Origin of the sequence: Olivibacter sp. CPCC 100613, assembly GCF_036959255.1 — a bacterium.
Taxonomy (GTDB): Bacteria; Bacteroidota; Bacteroidia; order Sphingobacteriales; family Sphingobacteriaceae; genus Olivibacter.
Map to the genome: position 1 here is coordinate 159,617 of NZ_JAWMTI010000008.1, position 19,263 is coordinate 178,879.

Below are 19,263 nucleotides of genomic sequence, written 5' to 3' on the forward strand. Positions count from 1 at the left end.
GATGAAGCTTGCATGAGCTGCATAATTCTCATATGATTGCTCATGCAGGTTTCATCAACTAATTTATTTCAAAACGACAATGAAGCCAGCTTGTCCCAAAAGCATTCTCCGGAGACCTTTCGACAACTCAATTAGTCATTTTATTCTTTATCTAAATATAGCTCCAAACCTACTACAAAAAAGTTTTGGAACGAATTTTTTGACGATTAATTTCAATAAAAAAACCATCCGTTTCCAGTGGGAGCGGATGGTCTCGAATCAGAAAAGTAATTTTTTACCTAGAGCACTTCAATTCGTTTAACGATTGTCTCCGCACCGGCAACAACACGTATAAAGTAAAAACCCTGATTAAGTTTGTTGCCTAAATTAAAGGTGTTATTCTGCTCACCGGCAGAAAGCCTCTGTGAAAGTAATGTTGTTACTTCATTTCCCAATGCATCCATCACTTTGATGGATACGTTACTGTCTTTATTCAATTTAAAGGATAAGCTCAACTGATCTGAGATCTGGTTTGGGAAAACCTTCACATTGCTAAGCACTTTTTCATTTTCTGTCCCTTCAACTTTTTGCGCCCCCATCAGTGGCGAAAAAGGCTTGAAACCAAAGTGCAAGTCACTTGTTTTATAAGTTTTATGGTCAGAAATCCGACTCTTTTGCATCGGCGTTTGTTGCTTCCTTGATGCGGAATCCATTTCTAAATTGTGGTAAGCCGCTGCATGCGTGTCTACCTTCACTAGCGTAAAGATTACAGTTAAAATGAAAAGATATATAATAGAAAAGTATTTATATGCCATATGTATTAACTTGGATAAGTTGTTGCAAAAAGATAGAAGTGTATCATAAATAACGAAAAAACACTTCACCAGTTAGCTCGACTACAAAAATATAATAAATATATTTCAATTTTTAGAACAAAGCAAAAAAAAGATAGTTTTTAACAATTTTTAACAACTTTTTTCGTTCAGGCTGTTTTGATGTGATTGAAATGACATATGCTTTCAATTATCAATATAATGGCTACATTTGCCTCGTAAATTAGAAAAATTAATCAGTGGAAAAATCAAAAGATTTACACAAATTAAGCACCGCGGGATTATTGGTTAGTTTGGGAGTGATATATGGTGATATCGGAACCTCTCCCTTATATGTATTCAAAGCGATTATTGGCGACGATGTCATCACCTCTGAATTGATTTACGGTGGTTTATCCTGTATTTTTTGGACGTTAACTTTACAAACTACTATAAAATATGTCATTATCACTTTAAAGGCCGATAATAAGGGGGAAGGTGGGATTTTGTCGCTGTTTTCTTTGGTGAAAAGACGCGCTAAGTGGTTAATATTTCCAGCGATGATCGGTGCCGCAGCCATGCTTGCCGATGGAATGATTACACCGCCTATTACCGTATCTTCAGCGATCGAAGGGCTAAAAATTTACAATAAAGATTTACCGACGGTGCCGATTGTGATTGGCATTATTTCCATTTTATTTATTATCCAGCGCTTTGGGACATCTGTAGTAGGGCGAGTTTTTGGTCCTTTGATGTTTATTTGGTTCACGATGATGGGAGTTTTAGGCTTACAATATTTGGTGGATATGCCAGAAATTATAGCCGCTATTAATCCTTACTATGCTATAAAACTGTTGATCAATTATCCCAATGCTTGGTTAATTTTAGGAGCTGTATTCCTTTGTACTACAGGGGCTGAGGCACTTTATTCAGACCTTGGACATTGTGGAAGGGCAAATGTTAGGATTAGTTGGATCTACGTGAAATCCTGCCTCTTAATGAACTATTTTGGTCAGGGTATTTGGCTTGCACAACATCAGGGAGCCTATTTAAATGATCAAAATCCTTTCTATTTATTGATGCCTGAGTGGTTTTTAACAGCAGGTATTACGATTGCGACCATTGCTGCCATCATCGCCTCACAAGCTATGATCTCCGGTTCATTTACATTGATAGCAGAGGCAGTGCGACTTAATATTTGGCCAAAGGTGAAAATCAACTATCCAAGTAATCAAAAAGGCCAGCTATATGTGCCTTCTGTAAATTTGCTTTTGTGGATAGGTTGTATGATCGTAATTCTAATCTTTAAGGAGTCGCGCAATATGGAAGCTGCCTATGGATTGGCCATTAATACTACCTTCTTGGCAACGACGATTTTAGTGGTGGCTTATCTTTTCAAAAAGCATACACCACGGTATTTGATCGGACTTTTCTTTATACTTTATATGGGAATCGAGTTGTCTTTTTTAGCAGCAAATGGTGCTAAAATAGTTCATGGAGGTTGGCTAACGCTACTTTTGGCAAGTGTACTTTTTGCGGTCATGATCTGTTGGTGGTGGGCCCGAAAGATAAAGAATAATTTTGTTCGTTACGTTGATATAGAGGATTATTACCCGGTATTGAGTGAGTTAACCGAAGACGAAACGGTACCTCGTTATGCTTCTCAGCTCGTATACTTGACCAGCGCTAATTTTAGGTCAGAAATAGAATCGAAGATTGTTTATTCCATTCTTCAGAAAAAACCAAAACGTGCTGACGTATACTGGCTCGTTCATGTTGACGTTACGGATGAACCGTATACCAATGAATATAAAGTAGATCATCTTGTTAAAGGAAAACTGATACGAATTGATTTTCGCTTAGGTTTTAGGGTTGAACAGCGGATCAGTCTATTGTTCCGTAAGGTCGTGGAAGAATTGGTGAAAAATCAGGAAGTAGAAATAACCAGTAGGTATAAGACCCTAAAAAAATATAACATGGTTGGTGACTTTCGGTTCGTTGTGCTCGAAAAAGTGGTTTCGAGATCCAATAATCTGGGTTTTATGGAACGCATTGTTATGGATGCTTATAACCTCCTGAAACATTTTAGTCTATCAGAAGAACGAGGCTTCGGTTTGGATTCTAGTTTTGTAACCATCGAACGCGTACCACTTGTCATTTCCGGTACGAAAGAGATCAATATCAAAAGAAGCTATTGGAAACAGTAGGTTAATTAAATTAATGAGTCCATTAACTAAAGAAGAACCAACGTGGTAATGGGGGCCATGATGCGGTGCGAACTCAATGCTTATCGCTTACAATTTAGGGCTAACGTTCAATTTTGACTTTCTATAGCCATACGCGAAATAGATGATCAAGCCAATAACAAGCCAAGCTGCAAATATAATCCAATTGCTTGCACCAAGCTCGGTCATGAGGTAAAGATTTACCAAAATTCCAGCTACCGGAAAAGTAGAAAAGCTGTGTTTGTAACTAAGAAAAGCAAGTAAGATCCACGTGAACCAGAAGATGATCGTAAGGGATTTATGTTCGACAATCTCCAGCGTAGAAAGATCAAGCCACTCTCTTATAATTGTTTTGCCATAAATTGAGAGCCCCATGACTGTCAATAACAGCGCAAGACCGACTATATATTTTCCGTTGATATACGGGACGCGGAATTTTGATTGCGCTGATATTCCTTTATGATCCAGGTATAATACGCCGCCACATACCAAAATAAAAGCAAAAAAGGTTCCTACGCTTGTTAAATCGACAAAGAAATCCATCCTAAAGAATAGCGCCGGAACGGTCACAACCACACCGGCAATAATGGTAGCAAATCCGGGCGTTTTATACTTCGGGTGAATACTGGCAAATTTTTTCCACAATAGGCCATCTCTACTCATGGTCATCCAAATACGCGGTTGACCTAACTGAAAAACCAATAAGGCACTGGTAATAGCGATAACGGAACTTATAGAAATGACACCAGCCATAAAGTCCAATCCCGTTGATTGAAACACGAACGCTAAGGGGTCGTTAACATTTAATTCTTTATAATTGACCATACCTGTTAATACGAGGGTTATTAAAACGTATAAAACAGTGCAGATCAAAAGACAATAGATCATCGCTCTAGGGAGGTCTCGTTGTGGATTCTTACACTCCTCCGCTGTCGTTGAAATGGAATCAAAACCGATAAAAGCGAAGAACACAGCTGCAACGCCACTTAAAATACCCTGAATACCGTTGGGTGCAAAAGGGCTCCAGTTTGCTGGTTTAACATAAAAAGCACCTCCAATAATGACAAAAAGTACAACACTTACCTTAAGAATTACCATGATGTTGCTTGCCGTTCTTGATTCTTTAATGCCAACATAAACCAACCAGGTTACTAAAATAGTAATCAGGCCGGCGGGGAGGTTACAGACAAACGCAAAATCTCCTAGATGTGGAGCTTGTTCATATGCCGTTGCCGCTATCCGTTCAGATGAACTGAGGGCTTCCGGTCCGACATGTTGTAGCTTTGTGAATGCTTCATAAGCGCCTTCCGAAGAGGTGGTTAGCCACGGGGGAAGTTGAATTCCAAAGCCTTTTAGCATGCTTACAAAGTATTCGGACCACGATATTGCCACAACCATATTAGAGACTGCATATTCTAAAATAAGTGCCCATCCGATTACCCAAGCAAAGATTTCACCGAACGCAACATAAGCATAGGTATAAGCGCTTCCCGATACAGGAACGGTGCTTGCAAATTGCGCATAGGAAAGAGCGGTAAATACACATGCGATTGCTGTAAAAACAAATAGGAGTGACACTGCCGGGCCTCCATTATAACTTGCTAGCCCAATTGTACTGAAAATACCTGCACCGACAATAGCTGCAATACCAAGCGAAACTAAATCTTTAACACCTAAAACTTTCGCTAAGCCTCCGCCTCCTTGGTGATAAGTGTCTTTTTGAATTTGCTCAACGGTTTTTTTGCGGAAGAGTTTATGAGCCATATGATGCTTGCTTGATTAAATAGCTGTTGAAATTAAGGCCCAAACATAAAAAAAATATTTTACTCCTCTGTTATAGATACTAAATAAAGGAGCTTTCAGTCCCACTACTTATTTAGTTGTAGTATTTTCCTAGATAATCAGCAATTTCATTGAAAATTACTTTGTAATTGTAGGCTAACTCAGCTTCATATACGTTTAAAGCGTCTGTTAATTTAAGTTTTTTATCTTGACTTAAACCCTGCGGCCAAAATCTTTTGCAAATTTGATCTAAAGCATAGGTTACTTTCGCCATTTCGCGGTAAGTTCCTAGGTATCGGTCGCTAACAAAAGCTGCAAAGTAAGTAAGAAAGCGCGCTGTATCCTGTAATCCTGCGAGTTTTAAAAAGGTAGCTAAACTTTGGGGATCTACGTCTTGTAATTGTCCGTAGAAATCATTCTCATGCAGCCAACTGTCTTTTAAAAGTAGGCGATCTAGAAGGAGTTCGAGCGCAATGTGCGAAAGAAAGGAAGCGCGAATGGGGGTATTTATGACAACTGGAGACAGATAAGCTTTTAATTGCCTGGTTTTTTCCAGAAAGAATACATTATTATGAAAGAACTGATCGGTGGCTAAGTGTCGACACCAACCTTTTAATATTCGCGAAGTATGTTGATCATCAATAAATAACGAGACGTTCTTTTCAGGAAAGATTCGGATATCCCTATCCATATTTCGCAAAAGATCAGGCAGCACCGATCCAAGTGTGCGATAAGGGTCATTTGCTTTTCTTTCAAAATAAAAATGAGATAGGAAATTCATATTACGCAATTTAAAGTCCTCATCTTCCTCCAATTCAGTTGTTGTGCAATCTCTTGTGAAGATACATTTTTTATGCCGGTTTTCAAATCCTTCGTTTCTACGTATCCAATGTCTTTAAAAACTTTCATTTAATAAAGATGGTGCTACAATTTTTTAGATATTTATCCTTTAGGAAATGGAGAAAAAGTTACATCCATAAAAAAATAATGCTAAGTTTGCACATTTTCATTGGGTAAATAGACATTTAAACAAATAGATACGAAAAGATGAATTTTGTTGACGAGCTGCGTTGGCGAGGTATGTTACAGGATATGATGCCTGGAACGGAAGAACAATTGGAAAAAGGGGCAACCTCTGGTTATATTGGTTTTGATCCAACAGGTGATTCGCTACATGTAGGTCACTTGACACAAATCATGACACTTATCCATTTCCAGCGAGCCGGACATAGACCGATCGCGTTGGTTGGTGGCGCAACCGGTATGATCGGTGATCCGTCCTTTAAATCTGCAGAAAGGAATCTCTTGGACGAGGAAACGCTTCGTTATAATGTTTCCTGTTTAGAGAAACAGTTAAGGAAGTTCCTAAATTTTGACAATCAGGGGAATAAAGGTAATGGGGCCCTCATGGTGAACAACTATGATTGGTTCAAAGATTTCAAATTTTTGGATTTTATCCGCGATGTAGGAAAGCTGATTACTGTTAACTACATGATGGCAAAAGATTCAGTAAAAAAGCGTCTGGAAGGTGAAAATGGGCTGTCATTTACCGAATTTTCCTATCAACTTATTCAAGGATACGACTTTTATTATTTATGGAAACATAAAAATTGTTTGATCCAAATGGGTGGATCGGATCAATGGGGCAATATCGTAACAGGTTCAGAGTTTATCAGAAGGCAAGAGGGGGGAACGGCTTTTGGTTTAACGACGCAGTTAATAAAAAAGACGGACGGTACGAAATTCGGTAAAACTGAAAGTGGTGCGGTATGGCTGGATCCCAAAAAGACATCACCTTACAAATATTATCAGTTTTGGCTCAATGCGAGTGATGAGGATGCAAAGAATTGGATCAAAATTTTTACACTTAAAGACAAAGCTGAAATTGATTCGATCCTTGCTGAACATGATACGGCGCCGCATTTACGAATTGTCCAGAAAGCCTTGGCAGAAGAGATTACTATACGAACTCACTCAGAAGCTGCTTATCAGACAGCACTTAAAACCTCTGAATTTTTATTTGGAAGTGGCTCGTTAGAATTTTTGAATGACATGGACGACTCGGATGTCTTAGATGTTTTCGACGGTGTACCGCAATCAGTGATTCGAAAGGATGAACTGAGAGGGGGAATTAATGTTGTTGATCTATTGTCTACTTATGCTTCTGTGTTCTCATCCAAAGGTGAAGCACGCAAAATGATACAAGGGGGTGGAGTCTCGATCAACAGGGTGAAGGTAGGAACAGTTGATCAACAGGTGAGTCTTACAGACTTGGTTAACAATAGGTATATAATTGCACAAAAAGGTAAAAAGAACTACTTTTTGTTAATTGCGCAGTAATTATTATTGGTTATTCGTTATTGGTTGTCAGTCAACTGACAACCAATAACGAATCATAAGTAAAGAAAAGATTACTGCACTAATAAATTACAACCACGAATATCGCTTTGATCGAAGCGTCCCAATATCTCAAAATGATCGTTCGATACTCTTCCAAGATCCTGGGTAGCAATAAAAGAACAACTATTAAGATTCGCTAAATCAATTATATTTACACCACCTGTCAATCCGTGCGGTAATATAGTAAGCGGATCATTTACGTCTCTAACAAATACTTTCATCCAAGGGGGACAGGAGAAAACACCGTTTCCTTTGGAGTAGGCCTGTGACAGCAGTTCTGTCATTCCATATTCTGAATGTATTGCATCTACACCAAAACCAGTACACAGAATGTTATGCAGTTCATTTCTTATCATCTCCTTTCGTTTACCCTTCATCCCACCTGTCTCCATAACGACGAGTTCTTTAAAAGATATTTTGTAGTTTTCAACAAAATCGAGTAAAGCATAGGTGACGCCAATGAGTATAGTGGGAATTCCAGCCTTCTGCAACTCATTCAGGCGTTTGTACAATGCTAAATGATCATACAAGAAATAACCGCTATACTGTGGATTGGCATTCTTAATAAGATCGTCAACCATATAGATCAGCGAAGATCCTTCACGTTCTAAATAGGAGGGAAGAAGAGCCAATAAAGCCGTATTTCTTGTATCGCCATAGAAATGATTAAAAGCCTTTCTGAAGCTCGCTTCATAGAAAGCTAAGTCGCTTACCAAATGTCTGCTTTGCTGCATGCCGGTTGTTCCGGAGCTTGAAAAAACAAGCTCACTCACTTGCCCTTCGAGTATTACTTCTCTCGTTTTAAAGAACTCAATGGGTAAAAAAGGAATTTCTATTATAGAAGAAATGGCGGTGACGTCACAATGAAGATAAAGCAAGTAGTCCTTATATATAGGATTTTCACTTGCTTGCTTTTTAAAAACTTGCAAGGCGAGTTGCTCAAACTGTTCCGATGAGCTGATGTCAAAAATTGCGCTTTTTTCGATGTTCAACATATCTAATTGGCACAAAGATACGCGAAAATATTAAAATGCTTTCTTTATGTATTGCCCGGAGAGACCTGCCAAACCCGCCACAAGTCCGCCCGGCACTCCACTTATTAGGACCATCCAAATCCAATTAAGCGGGCTTTCAGGTAATCCCAATAATATACCGATACGATTAGCTAATAAATGTTCATTTAAATGACTCAGGTATAGACTGTATAAAGTCCAAACGCAAAAAGCCGCAGTAAAGCAAATAAAGAAGGCCCTTCCAGGTTTTTTATTAAAAAGGTACGATATTATAATGGAAATGGGGATAATAATCCACCAGGGTGATAATAGCTGAACCATAAAGATGGTTATGGAAAGTACAATAAACATTTTCATCTTAATAAATTATTCTTTAAAGGCGATGAGGCGATCAGCTTTATTCATATCCTGTCTGGTTTGAATACAGCATGATGGTTCCATCATAGCCTATTTATTTATGGTTTTTACCCTACTCATACAGGTTTCTAGTAAATCAATAAGGACATCTGTGTCGACATCACCCTAAAAACGCTACTTAGTAAGCGTTATTTTGCTTACAATTCTATTTTGCACGTCACTTTTTTTATCCATTAGAAACAGAAGTTCTTTGAGCTCTCCTTTAAGCCAACCCTTTAGTTGATTGTCGTAATAAATGCTACCTGGATTACCGGATGAACCTCCCGGTAATATACCATAAGCTTTAGGAGGATTTCCTAGCGCCACAACCATTCTCCAGGATGGACCACTTTTTTCTCTGATCGCATTGATTGTTCTACCCGAACCGTTTACAGGGAATTTAAATGATCCCAATCCATTTATACTTGCTAAATGAAGAACGCGACGTTCATTTACCATGCCCCATTTCCAATTTTCACCAAAGGGGCCATTTTTTTTTGTTAACTGCTGTATGGTTTTATGAAGCGCCCGAGCTAACAGCCTACTCCGTGGATTTAGTTCGCCTGGTTTTTTCTCGCCATACCAAATTGAGTTCGGCTCATCGAGCAAGAGTGCAACAGTACGATCGCGATTAGGGTAACGCATTTTTTCCGATGTTTTATTTTTAGTAAACTGCTCACCCCATAATTCGTTTTCGATGCACTGATACCACTGTTCAAAAATAGTTGCTTCTATCGAATTTGCATCGTAGTGATGATTCCATTTTCTCAATAAAGTAAGCGCTTTTCGATCAGTGTCATTTAAATTCTTAGCACCATCCGTGGCGGATATTATGGTATCTAAAATATCGTCCGCCAAAATACTTCTATTATCAAGTTGAATCAGTCGGAGGGAGTCTACTGTCGCATGTTCCAGCTTAGCTAAACGCTCATTTATTCGATGTCCACGGTCGTAAGGTGCATACTCCCAATTTAAATAGTAAGGATAACTTTGATCAACAGGCGATTGATTGGCTGAGCTGACAAAACCGCGCGAAGGATTTTTGACACTTGGATTCTGTTCTGCAGGAATCCGATTCGACCAGTCGTTTTTGCTGTATTTTCCATCGAGTATAAATTTACCATGTTCCGGCGCTTTTAAGGGGAAATAACCGTTTGGAGTAATAGCAATGTTATCCTGATTATCAGCGAAAATAAAATTCTGAGCAGGAGCTGTGAAAAACGTTAATGCTTTCCTATACTCCTCATAATTTTTCGCGCTATTCAGCTCGTAAAAAGTCCGTAAATCATTGGATGGTAAATGAGCCACCCATTTTAAGGCCGCATCTATCGGTATATTATTTGTTAAACTACGTTGGCCATCTCCGGATTTTTCCATTACACTGATAGGACCATGATGCGTATAGTAAACGGTATCAAATACAGCGGAACCGGATCTCACATTTATTTTTTCTATTCTTTTGATCGTCTTTTTCCATTGGTTGTCAACCAAGTAAAGATCCTTTTTTTCATCCTTAAATGTAATCTGATACCAATCTAATACATCCGAGCCCACGTTGGTCACACCCCATGCAATATGCTGATTAAAGCCGATAATTACACAAGGAGCGCCAGGAATGGAAACACCGCAGCTGTTGCTGTTGGGACCTTGAAGCTGCACTTGATACCAGATACTGGGCAAGGTAAGACTAAGATGCGGATCGTTTGCCAGTATGGGATGCCCCGTATTACTTCTTGTCGAAGATATGGCCCAGTTATTACTTCCCAGACCTTCTTCTTTGTTCCCTGTTAACAAACTGTTTTGGTCAACTAAGGGTATTGAAGACAAAGATGACTCGGATTTTTTCGGGTGTAATGAACCTGTCTTCTCCCTTTTTGCTCCTGTTATGGTTTCAAAAGACCAAGGCGTTCCCGTAGGAATAATGGGATCCTCTCTAAATGGATAGTTCGGAAATAAATTAGCCGTTATTTCCTTTCCATGGGTTTTAAGAATATTGGTCATATAGAGCTCATCCGTACTGCCAGCGAGTGTAGCTGACATTAATTTTAATAGCAACGCAGAGTTTATTGGCCGCCAAAGTTCGGGTTCATAATCTAATAATTTGAATTCCAAGGGATAATCTGTTGGAGAAAGGCTAGCTATATAAGCATTTACACCATCTGCATATGCTTCGAGAATCAGTTTGCTAATAGGATCCTTCATGCTTTCCGCAAGCATTTTTTCTGCGCCGAACATCATTCCCATTCTTCTTTGGTATCGATCTAAGGGAATTGCTTTGGAACCAACAACCTCTGCAAGTCTGCCACTCGCATATCGCGTTTGAAAATCCATTTGCCAAAGTCGATCTTTCGCAGTGATATACCCTTGTGCAAAATATAAGTCATAATCATCCTTGGCAATGATATGAGGAATATGTTGATCATCATAAAAAATCTCGACCGTGCTTTTAATTCCTTTTACGGTAAGGGAATGATCTGTTTCGGAAGAAATGGGATCTGCATTTTGCCAAAAGCCATTAAAAGGGTTTAAGAATTTTCCAAGGGGTGGTATATCTCCAATTTTCTTATTTAATGCAATAGCTAAACCGACACAAAGGAAAATAGTTAGAACTGCTTTTAACTTCATAGTATACTGGATATATAATGAACAGCTGTAAATAGGTTACGTTATAAAAATAATAAAAACACGGCTTTATACAAAGGCTTTTAAGAGAAAGAAAAAAGTAAGACTGGTGAGAAGGCGTGATAATAGGATTTTGCCCCGTTAATTCTAGCTAAAACTCTTGTTAAAATCCGTTTTGCTTCGAAAGCTGAACTCGCCTTGGAGAACGAATGATCGGATTTTAAAAATTACTTTGTAATTCTTAAGAATAGCTTTATTTTTACCGCACTCTTCGGGAACGTTTTCGTACGTATAGATACTGTTTCCAGAGGCCAATATAAACAGATTTGGTATTGTTTCGCTAAGAAGAGATGTTGCTGAATCTTGATAAAAAAGTTTTACCAATAAAATTAAAGTAGATTATGACTTCCTTTCCGACATCCGTCCCGTAAAGTTATTTAGCAATGTATGTATTTAAATGGCCTTAAATATGGCCAAACGAGCTTCATTATAACCATTAAAACCAATCGAATGAAAAAGAATCATGTTGTCAGTTGTCTGGCGTATTTCATTTTTATGTTAAGCTCTCTCGTTTCTATGGCACAAAGCGGTAGTATAGCGGGAAAAGTTTTAGATGAAAACAATCAACCTTTACCTAGTGCTTCTATACAAATAAAAGAACTGAACAAATCAGTTGGTACAAACGTTGATGGAAATTTTAGCATAGCTAATATTCCAAATGGCCGGTACACGCTGGTCGCCTCCTTTGTGGGTTATATAGCACAAGAAAAAGCAGTAACTGTTTCAGGGCAAGCGGTTACCGTAAGTTTTACCATGCAGCCAGATGCGCAAGGCTTGGATGAGGTTGTTGTTGTGGGATATGGTACCCAGCGAAAAAGCGATTTGACCGGTGCTGTTGCGTCCGTGGGCGCCAAGGATTTCAACAAGGGTCCGCTGGTTGCTGCCGACCAATTAATTCAGGGCAAGGTTTCCGGTGTCCAAATGATTAATAATAGTGGTCAACCAGGTGGTGCCACTACGGTACGCATTCGTGGTAATTCAGCTGTTACAGGTACAGGTCAACCCTTATATGTTGTAGATGGTGTAGCCTTAGACGGACGTTCAGCCAGACCAAGTCAAAGTGGCGGTATCGGTACCAGTCCTGCCGGGAACCCTCTGAGCTTTATTAATCCGGCAGATATTGCTTCCATGGAAATTTTAAAAGATGCGTCGGCAACGGCCATATATGGTTCAAGAGCTGCGTATGGAGTCGTTTTAATTACTACAAAGCGAGGCCAGGAAGGAGGCTTGAAAGTCGATGTTAATTCGTCGGGCGGTATTAGCAATCTGATGAGAAAAATCGATATTCTTGATGGCAATCAGTATCGGGATGCATTAAACAAATATGGATTAACAACCGGAGACTTTGGAGATAATGTGGATGCCTTGGATGCCATATTACGAACCGCCTATAACCAGAACCATAGCCTTTCATTGAGCGGAGGGAATTCGGACAATAAGTATCGGGCGTCTTTCGGTTATCAGGATCAACAAGGCATTGTTCGTAAAACAGGGTTTAAGCGTTATACGGGATCCTTTAATGGCAACTTTAAAATGCTTAAAAGTAAAAAGTTGGGGTTAGACGTCAATTTAATTGCTAGCCAAAACAATGAAAATATTGCACCTATTGTAACCGATGCAGGCGCTACTGGCAGCTTGCTAACGCATGCCTTAGCTTGGAATCCAACTCGTCCGTTACGTAACCCGGACGGTAGTCTGGTCATAGAGCAGGGAAATATTATCAATCCCTTGGCTATGTCGGAGGCATACAATGATCGAGCAAATGTAACAACTGTGCTAGCAAGTTTATCTCCTTCCTATAAGTTCAATGACTGGTTGGAGTATCGAATGTTGTTAAGCGTTAACTATAGCAGAGGAGAACGGCGTTCGTCTACGAGAAGTTTTATTAATATACCTGGTATTTTGGAAGATCCAGCGAATGATTTTCTAGGAGGTTACGCAAGTGTAGCAAATAATGAATTGATTACGAAACAAATCACACATACGCTATCCTTTAACAAGGAAATAGCAAGTGATTTGAATCTAAATGCCGTTATCGGTTATGAATATATGGATTTCATCAATCGCGGAACGGATATGAATGCAAAAGGATTTGGCGATTTACCCGTGGATTATACAGACGTTATGCAGGCTACTGCTCCTGCTAATAGAGTACTTAATTCCTTTAATGATCCGACTACACAGCTTCAATCGTATTTCGGTCGAGCTACCTTTAATTTTAAAGATCGTTACTTGCTAACAGCCACGGTTCGTGTTGATGGATCGACTCGATTCGGTGAGAATAATAAATATGGTACATTTCCTTCATTTGCGGGTGCCTGGAACCTAAAAAATGAAGATTTTCTCGCAAATACAACCTGGTTAAGTCAATTGAAGCTGAGAGCAGGATGGGGAAAAACAGGTAATCAAGAATTCCCTTCCGGATCTTCACAGCGTAGATATTCTTATGGTTTCCAAGGAGGTGAGCAAAAGATAATCGCAGTCAATAATGAAAACCCTAATTTACGTTGGCAATCTGACGAGCAAATTAATGTGGGTACAGACTTCGGCCTGTTTAATGGAAGGTTAAGTGGTTCTGTTGACTATTTTTATAAAAAGACTACCGATTTATTATTCCCTCAAATACCTTTCTATCCTGCTGCTGCCGATGCCTCGGTAACATGGATAAACTTACCTGGACAGGTAGTAAATAAAGGCCTTGAGTTAAATTTAAACGGTATTATTGTTGAAAACGACGACTTTCGCTGGGATTTAGGGGCTAACGCAACATTCGTCAATAATAAAGTGCAGGACTTAGACAATACGATTATCCGTACAGGTAGTTTAAGCGGTCAAGGGTTAAGTGACGTTACGGTAGAGGTAATTCAGGACAATTACCCACTGTTTGCGATGGTAACCCGAGAGTATCTTGGGTTGGATGAAAATGGATTTTCGAAATATACAGATGATGGTTTTGTATTTTATCGTGTGGGTAATCCGAATCCAAAAGTATTATTAGGGATTAGTACAGCCATCGATTATAAGAAGTTTTCATTTACAGCTAATTTGAACGGCGCATTCGGGCAGGATATCTACAATAATACCGCTAATGCGGTGTTGCCTATCTCCAATTTAGGGACTAGAAATATAGCTACCGAACTTGTTGCTTCTTCAATTTTAGAATCACCTGCTAACCCAATTGCCGCTTCGTCTCGATATATCGAAAATGGAAGTTACTTAAAATTAGCCAATGCGACACTTAATTATCGAGTAGGTGATATTGGCAATTCAATTAAAAACTTAAGCGTATTTGTAAATGGACAAAATTTATTCGTGATCACCAAATACAAAGGATTCGATCCTGAAGTGAATGTTAGTAAAGCGGTGAGTAATGTGCCTTCTGCAGGAATTGACAATGTAACTTATCCTCCTGCAAGAACTTTCAATTTGGGTGTCAACTTTTCATTATAAAATTAGAAGAAGTATCATGAGCAATAAATATATAGGAATCCTTTTAATTGCATTAATGGCATTTACTGGATGTACGAAATTAGATGAGGATCTAAACGGGCAGGTTGGATCGGGCGGTGTTGGAAGCGAAAACGTTCCAGCGCTATTAAATGCAGCATATATCGCCATGCGTAATCCATATTATGGCCCTTACGGTTGGTGGGCTCTTCAGGAGTTTCCGACAGACGAAGCAATAGTTCCAACCCGAGGGGGGGACTGGGATGATAACGGCGCCTGGCGCGCTTTGCATTTACACCGTTGGGAATCTGATCATACGCGTATACATACTGTTTTTAGAGACTTATTAAGTGTAAGCTATGTGTCCACCGATGTACTCCAATATAGTCCAAATGCTGAACAGGAAGCGCAGGCTAGATTTCTTAGAGCGTTTGCTGAATACTCTGTGCTAGATGGTTGGGGACAAGTTCCTTATCGGGAAGCGGGTGAAGACGTAACTCAACCTCCGAAAGTTAGAAATGCACAAGAAGAAATTGATTATTTGATTTCGGAGGTTAGTGAAGTGATGGAAAATTTACCAACAAGTCGTGCTGATCGCGCTACTCCAGACGCAGCTAGAATGCTTCTGATGAACATTCATCTAAATAAAGGTGCTTTTTTAAACCGACAGTCGCCCACCTTTGCGAATGAAGATATGCAGGAAGTGGTTAGGCTAGCGGATGAAATCATTAATAGCGGAAAATACAGCCTTATAGATGATTATTATCTAAATTTCGCACCGAATAATGGGCAATCGACAACAGAGAATATCTTTACGGGTGAAAACAGAGGTGGTGAAGATGCTGCAACAGGTATGACCAATATGTGGGTTGCAACCCTGCATTACAATCAAAATCCTCGAGGTAATAATGGTTTCTGTACACTATCTGATTTTTATAATAAATTTGAAGAAAATGATGTTCGTAGAGGTGGTGAATATCCAGGCGTGACCAACGTCAGTGGGGTGCGTGTAGGTTTTTTGGTAGGACAACAGGTAAATCAAAATGGTGAAAATTTGACAGATCGTAGAGGAAATCCTTTAGCCTTTACCCCAGAAGTGAGTATCATCGAAAGAGATCAAAACCACTTGGAAGTAGCGGGTATACGTGTTATTAAATATCCTATTGATTATGCGAACGGTTCCACAAGCTTACTTAACAATGATTGGGTCTTTTATCGCTATTCTGATGTTTTATTAATGAAGGCAGAGGCGCTCTTAAGGCTGGGACAAGCTGGCGAGGCTTTGAATTTGGTGAACCAAGTAAGAGTGAAAAGAGGTGCCAGCAGCCTTTCAGAACTTAACGAACAGTCATTGCTCGATGAACTAGGGCGGGAATTTTTCTGGGAAGGACATAGAAGAACTGATTTAATTCGTTTTGGGAAATTCTTAGAAGAATGGCAAGAGAAACCTGCTTCAGACGCTAAGAACCTGCTGTTCCCAATTCCTTTGAATCAATTGGGAAATCCAAATTATACGCAGAATCCAGGATATTAACATTCATGCCGGGCAACCTTTGCCCGGCATGAATTTAATTTATCTATTTGGTATTGTTGATTTCTTGCTGTTCCTTTAATTTGGCCACATTATTTTTTTCACCGAAATCACTGGTTCTTGAAATGAATTCTTCTGTTAAACTCGTTAGCGTATCCAGGTTTTCTGCTGTACGTTGATGAACTTCCGGAAGAACTTTTTCAAGGCTTTTGTCGTCCACTTCAATATTTTCCACTTCAATGTTGCTGATTTTTTCTAGAATAGCTTGTTGACTATTTCGCAAATCTTCCAATTGACGGATAATCTTTTCCATCAATTCGAACTTTTTTAGTTTATCCATATTTCTTATTCTCTTGTTTTACCTGAAATATTAACAAGAGACAAAATTGATTGTTTGTGGAATTTGTTGTGAGCTAAATTTAAATTATGGTTAATATGTTGGAATAATAGGTGATTTTGGAATAGCGAACAACTTTATTTGCACTATTGTTAATGAAATTATGAGCCAAATAAATATTAAAAAACTAGCGGCTGCTTTAGGTTTATCTACATCAACTATTTCGAGGGCTTTTCGAAATAACAGTGATATAAATCCACTTACTAAAGAAAGAATTTTACGTATGGCCGATGAGCTAGGTTATTCCCCTAACTTATATGCGAGCAATTTGAGAGATTCGAAAAGTAAAACGATTGCTATTATTATTCCTGAGTTTGGAAATAATTTTTTCTCTCAGGCAATCAAAGGTATTGAAAAGCAGGCAAGGTATAATGGTTATCATACTTTAATTTACGTTACGGAAGATGATGTTGAGCAGGAAGCAAGCTTCATTCGGTCTTTATGTAATGGCAGGGTAGAAGGGGTTGTCATGTCAGCTTCGGGCGAGGGGTTAAAACACAGCCACTTGAACCTGTTAAGGGAAAAAGGAATTCCACTGGTTTTCTTTGACCGTTGCTATGAAGATGTGGAGGCGACCTGCGTTACAGGGAATGATTATGATAGTAGTTATGAGGCAACACAACATTTGGTAGCGAATGGCTGTAAACGTATCGCTTATTTAGTCGTAAATAAAAGCATATCTATTGGAAAAACCAGAATGCAGGGTTATTTAGACGCATTAAAGGATGCTGACTTAACTTTAGACGATAACTTGATTGTTGAATGTACCAATGACAGAGATGAAATATACAAAGCCATTAAAAGGTTGTTCGAAAAGACGAAACCCGATGGGGTATTTGCTTCCGTCGAGCGCTTAGCTATGGCTATGCTGCGATATTGCGTAGATGCAAAGCTCGATATTCCGATGGATATTAAGCTTATCTGTTTTTCATGTTTAGAAATTGCTGATGTATTAAATCCTCCCTTAAGCACCGTGAATCAACCCGCTTTTGAGATGGGGGCACGCGCGGCTGAAATTTTATTTGAAGCATTGCATAACAAACAGACAATTACAAAAAAACAGCAAATCCAGCTTTCTTCGAGTATTATACCCAGAATATCAACAGAAAAAAGGATATTTGATGACAATACGGAAACTTGACTATTTAATTAGTCCAAGCCTGGCATGAATCAACTGACGAAACCGAACCTGCGTACCTCGCAAATTCTTAACATGAGTTTGGGCTTTTTGGGAATCCAAATAGGATTTGCACTGCAAAACGGAAATGCTTCCAGAATCCTCGAGACTTTTGGAGCGAATATAGAACATCTTTCTTTATTTTGGCTGGCGGCTCCTATAACGGGTATGATTATACAACCGCTTATTGGTTATTATAGTGATCGAACCTGGAATAGATTGGGAAGAAGGCGGCCCTATTTTCTCACCGGCGCCATCTTGACAGCCATCGCTTTATGTCTGATGCCAAATGCTGGACTTTTGACGTCGATTTTGCCACCATTGGCGATCGGAGCGGGCATACTGATGATGATGGACGCATCGATTAATGTGACTATGGAGCCTTTTAGAGCACTAATAGCAGATAATTTACCGCATAGGCAGCGAAGTAAAGGGTTCTCTATACAAACCTTTTTAATAGGAATAGGAGCCGTCGTTGGTTCTTGGTTGCCTTATACATTGGCCGAGTTTTTCGATATTTCTAAACAAGCAAATAAGGGGCATGTTCCCGATAACGTGATTTACTCGTTTTATATTGGGGCATTCGTTCTCGTAATTAGTATATTATGGACGATTGTGACGACAAAAGAATATACCCCAAAGGAACTGGACGCCTTTGATGAAGCTGAGCGTAAGGTCATCGAATTAGAGACTAGCCGTAGATCTACTTTTAGGGATGTTTTAAAGGAGATGCCCGATACGATGAAGCAATTAGGTATCGTACAATTCTTTTCATGGTTTGCGCTGTTTTCCATGTGGGTTTACACGACACCAGCTGTAGCAGAACATGTATATGGTGTAACACCCGAAGATTCATCATCGTCAACTTTTGCAGATGCTGGTAACTGGGTAGGTGTGCTGTTTGGCGTCTACAATGCTATTTCCGCACTCTATGCATTACTTTTACCGAAAATAGTACAACGAATTGGACAACATGCAGCACATGCGATATCTCTTGCTTTAGGCGGATTGGCACTTTTGTCCGTATTCTTTATCCACAGTCCCTATCTTTTGATTTTGCCTATGATAGGCGTTGGCATCGCATGGGCCAGCATACTATCGATGCCCTATGCTATTTTATCCGTAGATCTGCCAGCTGGAAGAATGGGCCTATATATGGGAATCTTTAATTTCTTTATCACCTTTCCCCAGATCATAAGTGGACTATTCAGCGGCTACATCGTAAAATATTTATTTAATGGGCAAGCCATATACGCGCTCCTAATGGCGGGGTTTTTTATGCTCTTAGCGGCTATTTTGACCTTAAAAGTTAAAAATAGGCAAACAGGTTAATACGAGTGACCAGCAACTCGTGATATAGACTTCCCAAAGGTCAATCGTTTTTAGAAAATAGGATCGTTTTCAATTAAATGCTTTAGATAG

At 39.3% G+C, this 19,263-nt stretch carries 13 protein-coding genes; 6 read left to right on the top strand and 7 right to left on the bottom strand.

Annotation, left to right across the window (positions count from 1 at the left end; genetic code table 11):
- Positions 1-278 precede the first annotated feature (278 nt).
- Positions 279-734 (bottom strand): T9SS type A sorting domain-containing protein, encoded by a 456-nt coding sequence (locus RYH73_RS21150; protein WP_335315478.1) that lies wholly within the window; start codon positions 732-734, stop codon positions 279-281.
- 317 nt (positions 735-1,051) lie between these two features.
- Between RYH73_RS21150 and RYH73_RS21155 the strand changes: the two genes are divergently transcribed.
- Positions 1,052-2,998, top strand: coding sequence for a KUP/HAK/KT family potassium transporter (locus RYH73_RS21155; protein WP_335315479.1), 1,947 nt, complete (start codon positions 1,052-1,054; stop codon positions 2,996-2,998).
- A gap of 87 nt (positions 2,999-3,085) precedes the next feature.
- Here the strand turns inward: RYH73_RS21155 and RYH73_RS21160 are convergent, their stop codons facing one another.
- Entirely contained in the window at positions 3,086-4,780 is a 1,695-nt protein-coding gene (locus RYH73_RS21160) for an amino acid permease (RefSeq protein ID WP_335315480.1), read from the bottom strand.
- Between the two features lie 112 nt (positions 4,781-4,892).
- Positions 4,893-5,579, bottom strand: a complete 687-nt coding sequence (locus RYH73_RS21165; RefSeq protein ID WP_335315481.1) for a hypothetical protein — start codon at positions 5,577-5,579, stop codon at positions 4,893-4,895.
- 266 nt (positions 5,580-5,845) lie between these two features.
- Here RYH73_RS21165 and tyrS point away from each other — a divergent pair, with 266 nt between their 5' ends.
- Positions 5,846-7,138, top strand: a complete 1,293-nt coding sequence (gene tyrS / locus RYH73_RS21170; RefSeq protein WP_335315482.1) for a tyrosine--tRNA ligase — start codon at positions 5,846-5,848, stop codon at positions 7,136-7,138.
- A gap of 71 nt (positions 7,139-7,209) precedes the next feature.
- Here tyrS and RYH73_RS21175 read toward each other — a convergent pair whose 3' ends face one another.
- The 3 genes from RYH73_RS21175 to RYH73_RS21185 all read right to left on the bottom strand — a co-directional run bounded on the left by RYH73_RS21175 (position 7,210) and on the right by RYH73_RS21185 (position 11,232).
- Positions 7,210-8,193 (bottom strand): LuxE/PaaK family acyltransferase, encoded by a 984-nt coding sequence (locus RYH73_RS21175; RefSeq protein ID WP_335315483.1) that lies wholly within the window; start codon positions 8,191-8,193, stop codon positions 7,210-7,212.
- A gap of 30 nt (positions 8,194-8,223) precedes the next feature.
- Positions 8,224-8,568 carry a hypothetical protein gene (locus RYH73_RS21180; RefSeq protein ID WP_335315484.1) on the bottom strand — a complete coding sequence of 115 codons (345 nt, stop codon included), beginning with the start codon at positions 8,566-8,568 and terminating at the stop codon, positions 8,224-8,226.
- A gap of 174 nt (positions 8,569-8,742) precedes the next feature.
- A complete protein-coding gene (locus RYH73_RS21185; RefSeq protein ID WP_335315485.1) occupies positions 8,743-11,232 on the bottom strand; it encodes a penicillin acylase family protein in 2,490 nt (829 codons plus the stop codon).
- A 507-nt stretch (positions 11,233-11,739) separates the two neighbouring features.
- On the opposite strand from RYH73_RS21185, the gene RYH73_RS21190 reads away from it, so the two are divergent.
- A complete protein-coding gene (locus RYH73_RS21190; RefSeq protein WP_335315486.1) occupies positions 11,740-14,739 on the top strand; it encodes a SusC/RagA family TonB-linked outer membrane protein in 3,000 nt (999 codons plus the stop codon).
- 16 nt (positions 14,740-14,755) lie between these two features.
- Complete coding sequence (locus tag RYH73_RS21195; protein ID WP_335315487.1) at positions 14,756-16,270, top strand: RagB/SusD family nutrient uptake outer membrane protein; 1,515 nt, start codon at positions 14,756-14,758, stop codon at positions 16,268-16,270.
- A gap of 43 nt (positions 16,271-16,313) precedes the next feature.
- Here RYH73_RS21195 and RYH73_RS21200 read toward each other — a convergent pair whose 3' ends face one another.
- Positions 16,314-16,607 (bottom strand): hypothetical protein, encoded by a 294-nt coding sequence (locus RYH73_RS21200; protein ID WP_335315488.1) that lies wholly within the window; start codon positions 16,605-16,607, stop codon positions 16,314-16,316.
- 160 nt (positions 16,608-16,767) lie between these two features.
- On the opposite strand from RYH73_RS21200, the gene RYH73_RS21205 reads away from it, so the two are divergent.
- Together RYH73_RS21205 and RYH73_RS21210 are read left to right on the top strand one after the other, a co-directional pair.
- Positions 16,768-17,805 carry a LacI family DNA-binding transcriptional regulator gene (locus RYH73_RS21205; protein ID WP_335315489.1) on the top strand — a complete coding sequence of 346 codons (1,038 nt, stop codon included), beginning with the start codon at positions 16,768-16,770 and terminating at the stop codon, positions 17,803-17,805.
- 24 nt (positions 17,806-17,829) lie between these two features.
- On the top strand, positions 17,830-19,173 hold the full coding sequence (locus tag RYH73_RS21210; RefSeq protein ID WP_335315490.1) for an MFS transporter: 1,344 nt from the start codon (positions 17,830-17,832) through the stop codon (positions 19,171-19,173).
- Positions 19,174-19,263: the final 90 nt, after the last annotated feature.